The organism is Aeromonas media (assembly GCF_000819985.1).
Lineage (GTDB): Bacteria > Pseudomonadota > Gammaproteobacteria > Enterobacterales > Aeromonadaceae > Aeromonas > Aeromonas media.
Map to the genome: position 1 here is coordinate 1 of NZ_CDBZ01000231.1, position 6,994 is coordinate 6,994.

Consider the following 6,994-nt stretch of genomic DNA (forward strand, 5'->3'; position numbering starts at 1 on the left):
AGGTAGGCCGAGGCGCGGGCGCCGCTGCCCGTACCGTGGGCTAGGAATTTAACGTGCATCGCTGCTGCTCTCCTTGGTGGTCGGCTTGGGGGGCGGAGGCAACTGGGGCAGCAGGTGGGCCGCCTCCGCCTCGATGCTGCGCAGCAGGGCCAGCACCTCCACCAGTCGGACCGGTGCACCGACTAGCCGGCACTCATTCAGGCTACGGGCGATCTGGTTGAGGTTCGATCCCAACGCGGCCAGCTGGCGCATCAGCGCCGGATCGGCATCGTTGCTGGTGTCACGGACACGGACGGGGCGGCGCTGTGGCGTCGGCAAGTTCGTCTGCTGGCCAGCATCCACCGCCCCCCTGATCCAGTCCGACACGCTGAGCCCAGAGGCTGCTGCTCGCTCCCGCCATTCGGCGGCAGTGGGCTTGTCGATCCGTAGGCTGATGGTGGTCGTTTTCGGGACTCTGGACACGGTGCCTCCGGCTGTTTTGTGTGGGGGATTGAAGGGGCTAAGCCCCTCACCAGCCCCGTATTACTGGAGGCCGCGAAGCGGGCGAAAAGTAATACGGGTACGCTGGCTTAATGCCAGTACAGCAAAAAAACAGGGGGTCGGCAACTTGCCAATTATCGTCACAGTGACACATAATCAATTACCGTTACAGTGACAGGAAATAACACCATGAAGGACACCAAGGATCAGGGGACTGGGGACATGTTTGGCATCAAGCGCGGACGGGGTAGGCCAAAAACCGGATCAGCCAAAACAGGGGCAGAACGACAAGCAGCCTACCGTGCAAAGCAGCAGGACAATAACGTTACTGTGACGATAAATCGGGCATTGGTAGAGGGGCTGGATGCCCAGATGCAGGCTATCCGGGATGGAGGGTCGGCGGTGGTACTGACCCCGGAGCAGGCCGGGGAGATCCTGCGGGCACTGCGAACGGCAGAGAACAAACAGCTCCGGGGATAAGACCTACTGCCCACAGGCCAAACACATGGCCTGATGGACAGCCCTTCGGGATCGGCCTTACCCCCCTCGCACCAATCCTCTCTCTGGAATGATTTTAAGGGCTCAAAGAACCCCCTGCGGGGGCTACTATCTGATAAGGCTTGTTTCGATCACTCAGATTCGCGTTTCAGGTACAGGCTGACCGTACTGGACGAGATCCCAAGATCCTCACCTATGTCGCGGTTGCTGTACCCCATACCCTTAAGCCTGAGCACCTCCGGTAAGAGGTCTGCACGAGCCTTACCGCTATTACTGGGCCTGCCCCCACCCTTGGATACTTTCCCACCCTTGGCCCCTCTGGCGGCCTGTACGGCGCTGAACCCTGCGGGGGTTAGGTTACGGTGCGTCCACTTCGCAATGGACTTAGCGATGTGCCTGACCTCGTTGGCCGGGAGCGGCGGCTCGAACTGGACGTTGTACCCGATCGCCCGATCTATAACGGCAGAGAGCCAAGCCTCATACCCCGGCCACCCCTGCCTAATCGCCTTGTAAGCCCACTGGCGCGTTTTCTCGAACAAGGTGCAGTTACGCCCCAACCCGTAAGCTGGAAGCTGTTTGCGGCCATTGTAGGGGCTTAAATCGAGGTAGTCGGCCAGCCAGCTCAGATCGTAGGAGGCGGGCTCCCATACCTGGACAAGCCAGTGGGTATGCAGGGGGTTCTTGCAGATCAGCCCGGAGTAGCCCAGATCCGCCCCCAGTTTCTCCCGGAGGGCGGCCTCGATGGCGGCGGCATACCGCAGTGGGGCCACCTTGCCGTCCGGGGCAGTGCGGATCGGGGTCTCCAGTCCGTAGATCAGGTGGGCGTGGCCGTTGGCCCTGTTCGTCACCGTGATGTTCGGTGCCGGGGCGCCTACGTCATCCCAGGATAACGTAGCGGCAGCATGGTCTACGTCAAACACGAGCCAATGCCGATGCGTTGGCCCGTTCGGCTGGATGTAACGAGCCCCAAGGGCACGGCTGACATCCGCAATGGACAGACCCGTGGTAAATTCGTCGGTGTGGTAGGGCTTCCGGGGCAGGCGCTCCCGGAACAGGTCAAGCTGTGCTCGATTCAATGACCACCGCGCATATTGGCGGCGCTAAAGGGTTGTCTGGTGTGATCCATGTGATATATTTCACCTATTGCATAAGTACGGCCCCGAACTCTCTGTAATCTCCCGCCAAGTTGATCAACAGAAGTTCGGGGTTTGTCTTTTCTAGGCAGTACGTTACCGCACGACCCCCTCCATACGCAAACGCATACCGCCCTACCTACAAGCACCCTTCACCAGTGGCTTGGTAGCCGCAAGCGGGTATGAAACACCCTCAGAATTTGGATCTCCTCGCCCTTCACTCGGTATGGAATGAGGAACGGATAGGGTTGCAGCACAAGCTCTCGTGTACCAGGAACGCGCCCTGGCCGTCCCATTGCTGGCTGATCTACCAACAAGTGAACCAAGCGATACACCTCTAATACAAACTCCTGGGCCACCCTGGAGTTCTCTTTTGCTAAGTGATCGTGAGCATCCTCAAGGTTCAGTGCAGCCTTACGCAGCCATTTAACCTGCATTGATACCCCACCGATTGAACTTCGCCATCATCTCCTTTTCAGGCACAAAGTCGCCCGCATCCGCTTCACGCAATGCGGCTTCAACTTCCGTGATCTGCCAGGCTTCTCGCGCCAAATAATCCTGGATAGCTTGGTTTGCCAACCATGATTTGGTTCTGCCTGTGGACTGGGCCAATTGCCCCAACTGCTGCTCTACCTCATCCGGCAAACGGACAGACATAACACTCATACACACCCCACCAAACCACAATGTTTACATGATACTACACCTTTACTGAATGACAGGCACGGACAACAGGCAGCAAAAAGGGCGTCCGATTTAACGTAACGCCCCCTTATGCGCATATTCAGGCCATAAATGAACACCTATTCCGGTTTAAAATGAACGCTGATTCCAGCTTGCACGTACACCGATTCTGGACTGCTCTGAACACGAATTCTGGTGCCAAATGAACGGTCATGACCCATGATAACTGCCGCGCTGCGCTTGGCTGCTGGCTTGTTCGGCGAGCCGAAAAGACGCCTCCCCTCAAAGCTCAGTGTCTCCCTTTCGGCATCCTTTCCGGAAATGGTGTACACAAATTCCGGAATCGCTGTTCAATTTCACCGGAATACGCACTTATGCGCATATACGTTCGAAAGTTGGAGTATTTGATGGCTCAACTCCGTTGTAGAGGCTTGCTATTGGTCAAATCTGGCAAGGTGTTATAAATAGCATTGCGATCATTTATGATCGCCAATCTTATTTATTAATTCAACCACGCATGCAACGACAATGATTGACACCATCAAATCAAATGCAAAGTTCATTGCAAACAGATGCTTTGATAGATCTCTGTACCCCTCACCAATGAATGAAATATAAAACTGAGTTATAGCAAATGACGCCAATATGAAATGCGCACCAGAGGTTCTTTTTTTGCGAAATAGTATTGATAAAGGTAAAACAAGGAATAGAACAGGCAACCTACTGCCATCAAATAAAAAATCCTTTATTCTTGTTAAGTCCGCTAGCACACCTGTGTTGTTTGCAATTATTTTATAACCAAAGTAAACATGGAAGTAGTTTTCACTAAGTTGAGTTGAAATACCTTTGTCGAATGGTAGGGTAAATATTATTTGTGGGTTTTTTATAAAGAAAGTGATGACATCTAAATGTGATACTTTATCTTTTAGTTCATTGTAACAGGTCATGCCTATTTCTGTAGGGATAGCTCCGCTTTCAAAATTAAACTTATTCCCCCATGCATCAATCCCAATGCATGAATTTTCTACCGCCACTGGGAGCTCATACCCATTAGTCTCAGCTAGTTGGTAAATTCCAAAATATGTTGCGTGATATTTATTTAACTCTACGGTCCCATTTGTTTTAATAATTGCGGTGCATGCTAATATAAAAATAGAAATCATGACAAGTATTTTCTTTACGTTTCTATCTCCGTATATCCAATAATAAATGGCGATAATTATGGGGAAATAAAAAAACTGACTTTTACTGCACGATATTATAATTACTGTAGCCACAACAAACAAAAAATACCTTTGCTTGTCAGCGATTAAACAAAGTAACAAAATTGGTAGACAAATTAACACTACTTGTTCTTGATAAAACGAAGAGAAGAATGCTAGGTTAGATGATGAAATACATGGAATTAAGGCGACGAGGAACACTGCAAATTGTGATAGAGGCGTCTCGTTATTAAGCTTCATTACCCTTGAAAATAAAAAAAACAAAGAAAATATGTATGTAACTTTTAGTGATGCAGACAACAACATCAAATCAAATACATCTGTAAAATAACTTAAAAACACTGTGTAGCAATAAACAAGAAGAGTGTATGAGCTTTTATAGCCAAAGCCGCTCAGGAAGTTGCGTGCTGAAACATCACCAATTTTAAGTGTTAAATATTGGCCTTCTACATCTGATGATAGGTACCAACCTATTGCCCTACCAAAATCACCAGTATTTGGCATAAAATAGTTTTTTGTCATAGCTGCAATAATAATAGAAACGAATAATACGGCAATATGCATTATTCTTTCTTTTGATTTCGCCAACATAAATTGCCACTCAAATAAAAAGTTTTATTATTGTATCAAATGTGCGTCATAGGCATCACCTACTTTTTGCAAAAAAAATTATTATCGGTATTTAATGCGCATAACGCCTTTTATGTTCAATAGCCGATTTCGCATACCAAAACGGCAACTCCAGTCAAAACCAGCCTCCTGTATCGCGTTTTGGTTCATTGCAACACCCAAGGCAGTGCATTTGCTGCCTGAAAGTTTGCAACGCTTCTGAGGCGGTTTTAGGGCCGGATCCTGCAGGGTGTTTCTGGATCTGGCCACACTCCCGAACGGGGACGACTAGCGCAGTCTGTCGCGCCCCCTTCGGGAGTCGCCAAGCGCAGCGCGGCAGGCAGTTAGACCCGCATCCAGCGCAGCAGCAGGGCCAGCGCCGCAATCCATGCCGCCACATCCCACGAAGGCCCGGCTAAGACGCTGTAAAGTGGCCCCAGCACCAACCAGTCCGCAGCCCAGTACAGCAGGGCTTTCGCCGCGAACACGGCGGCCAGTACCGCCACCGTATGCCACAACATCAACCCCGGAAATCTATCGCTCAACCACATCGGCACCACCTCCCTTCAATCCAACTGAAGGCCCGCATCGAGGAGCCGCTGCCGCCACTCGCTGGCCTCCAAATCGAAGTTGAGCAAGCCGCCTTCCACGCTGATCCGCCATTCAAAATCGAGCAACCGCATGTCGTTCAGGTCGCACAGCCGCTGACCGTCTGCGTCCAATAGCCATACCCGATCACCATCAATCTCAAGATCGTGCTTATCGAATTCCATTGCCCCGCTCCCTATATTTATCGTCACAGTGACAAAATATCACATACTCAACCCGCTACTCTGGCTCTGCTCTTCACGCAGCGCTTTAGCCCTGTTGGCGATCAGCTCTGCGCCTTGTGTAAGGCGTCCAGCGCCTTGCTCAACTCGTTGACACTGTTGTTCAAGCTGCCAAACGCTGTCGTGGTCGCTCTGTTCGACCGTTCTACCCCGCTCTGCAACGCCTCGAACGAACGCTGTAGCTCGCTGCATAACGTCCCGCAGCTCACCAGCGCGCTGGTGCAAGCGGTCTGCAACTCGTTCAAAGAGAGCGCCTGCTGCTGCAATCGCTGCTCCAAAGCCGCCGTCTGCCGTTGGTGCGCCGCTTCCATCCGCTCCAACCTGTCGATCAATATCCGCTCCAGTTCGGTCATTCAGTTCACCTCCACGGCCATTTTGCCGCTCTTCGTTTCGAACGGTTCCCCCATGCTGGGGGCGAGGATGTAGCTCTTGCCCCCCTGATGGACGAAGGTCACTCCGGTCGGAAGCTCCGCCAACGTGGCTTTCGCGCTGCTGATCTCGCTGTTCAACCGCTGAACCTCGCTGCCCATCCAGCTCAACACCCCCCAGCTCCCCAGCCCGATCCCCACGGAGGTGCATACCCCGACCAGCAAGGCTTTGAGCCAGACGCTGGAGATCAGCTTGAGGGTGTTGGCCTCGCTCCGTGCCTGCTCCAAGACCTCCCTCAATGGGTCGGCCGAGTCGGTGATCTGTTGGGGCAATCCCTCGATCCCGTCCCGGATAGCGCCCACAGTTGTATTCAGCTCGTCGTTCACACGCTTTTTTAAGTCTTTCTTGAGCTCGTCGAGCACCGCTTTCGCTAACTTCTCCACCTCGCCCAATGCCTGCTCGTGCTGCAACTTGAGCCTCTCGCTCAATTGCGCCTTTTGCGGTCCAAGATGCTCCATATAACTCTCCCCTTAACCGGACGGCTTTGGGGTAGCCCTCCGGCTTGATGCTGATGTAATCCATGCCCGTTCGCGTGATTTCGCACCCGAGCGATTCTTGCAGGTAGGCCCGCAGCTCGGCGGCGTTTGTGATCACCCCCTGCGCGGTGGCCCCGATTAGGTGGTCGGTGATTTGTTTTTTGATGGCCGGGTGGTCACCCTTGTATGCCTCGAAATCCGGCCGCAGCAGCCGTGCCCGGAGCGGGTCGTCTGGTCGCGCCCAGCCCTTGGCATGATTGTGTTTATCCCTGACCGCATAGAAGTCGTCGCGTTGACCTGGTGGGGCCGGGTTGAACGATTTTCCGCTGCCCAGGTGAACACGGGGGATCAGGATGTGCACATGCGCCCCGCCATCCGGTTCGTCGTGCTGGACGACGGTCATGTGGTAGTCCTCCGGCTCCAGTCCGGCAAATGCCAGCGCCTCGAAATCGGCCAGCACCTCGTCGATCTCGGCAGTGGTCGGTGCCTCCTCAGCGGCCCACGAAATCACCGCGCTGGAGTACCGCTGCTGGAACGGCAGTGAGTCGGCCACAGCCGCGAACAGCGCCGGATCCCCCCGCAGTACCGTCACCCCGGCCCGCTCCGCTCCTGTGTGGTCGTGCGCCCCAAGC

At 53.3% G+C, this 6,994-nt stretch carries 11 protein-coding genes; 2 read left to right on the top strand and 9 right to left on the bottom strand.

Translation table 11 applies throughout. The features are described from left to right. Positions 1-48: 48 nt before the first annotated feature. A complete protein-coding gene (locus tag BN1127_RS20690) occupies positions 49-462 on the bottom strand; it encodes a plasmid mobilization protein (RefSeq protein ID WP_042650709.1) in 414 nt (137 codons plus the stop codon). Between the two features lie 207 nt (positions 463-669). On the opposite strand from BN1127_RS20690, the gene BN1127_RS20695 reads away from it, so the two are divergent. Continuing rightward, positions 670-960, top strand: coding sequence for a hypothetical protein (locus BN1127_RS20695; protein WP_042650710.1), 291 nt, complete (start codon positions 670-672; stop codon positions 958-960). A 149-nt stretch (positions 961-1,109) separates the two neighbouring features. Here BN1127_RS20695 and BN1127_RS20700 read toward each other — a convergent pair whose 3' ends face one another. The 8 genes from BN1127_RS20700 to BN1127_RS22940 form a co-directional block, all read right to left on the bottom strand. After that, entirely contained in the window at positions 1,110-2,054 is a 945-nt protein-coding gene (locus BN1127_RS20700) for a replication initiation protein (RefSeq protein WP_042650711.1), read from the bottom strand. A gap of 209 nt (positions 2,055-2,263) precedes the next feature. Then, positions 2,264-2,548 carry a type II toxin-antitoxin system RelE/ParE family toxin gene (locus BN1127_RS20705; protein WP_042650712.1) on the bottom strand — a complete coding sequence of 95 codons (285 nt, stop codon included), beginning with the start codon at positions 2,546-2,548 and terminating at the stop codon, positions 2,264-2,266. After that, entirely contained in the window at positions 2,538-2,777 is a 240-nt protein-coding gene (relB, locus tag BN1127_RS20710) for a type II toxin-antitoxin system RelB family antitoxin (RefSeq protein ID WP_016946643.1), read from the bottom strand. Before relB ends, BN1127_RS20705 begins: the two co-directional genes overlap by 11 nt. Before the next feature lie 494 nt (positions 2,778-3,271). Then, complete coding sequence (locus BN1127_RS22285; protein ID WP_156139797.1) at positions 3,272-4,582, bottom strand: hypothetical protein; 1,311 nt, start codon at positions 4,580-4,582, stop codon at positions 3,272-3,274. Between the two features lie 389 nt (positions 4,583-4,971). Continuing rightward, positions 4,972-5,178 carry a hypothetical protein gene (locus BN1127_RS20715; RefSeq protein WP_042650713.1) on the bottom strand — a complete coding sequence of 69 codons (207 nt, stop codon included), beginning with the start codon at positions 5,176-5,178 and terminating at the stop codon, positions 4,972-4,974. A 15-nt stretch (positions 5,179-5,193) separates the two neighbouring features. After that, positions 5,194-5,400 (bottom strand): hypothetical protein, encoded by a 207-nt coding sequence (locus BN1127_RS20720; protein ID WP_042650714.1) that lies wholly within the window; start codon positions 5,398-5,400, stop codon positions 5,194-5,196. 101 nt (positions 5,401-5,501) lie between these two features. Then, positions 5,502-5,810, bottom strand: coding sequence for a hypothetical protein (locus BN1127_RS22935; RefSeq protein ID WP_042650715.1), 309 nt, complete (start codon positions 5,808-5,810; stop codon positions 5,502-5,504). Further along, positions 5,811-6,344 (bottom strand): hypothetical protein, encoded by a 534-nt coding sequence (locus BN1127_RS22940; RefSeq protein WP_042650716.1) that lies wholly within the window; start codon positions 6,342-6,344, stop codon positions 5,811-5,813. Between the two features lie 160 nt (positions 6,345-6,504). On the opposite strand from BN1127_RS22940, the gene BN1127_RS23165 reads away from it, so the two are divergent. Further along, positions 6,505-6,906, top strand: a complete 402-nt coding sequence (locus BN1127_RS23165) for a hypothetical protein (protein ID WP_404840813.1) — start codon at positions 6,505-6,507, stop codon at positions 6,904-6,906. Positions 6,907-6,994 lie beyond the last annotated feature (88 nt).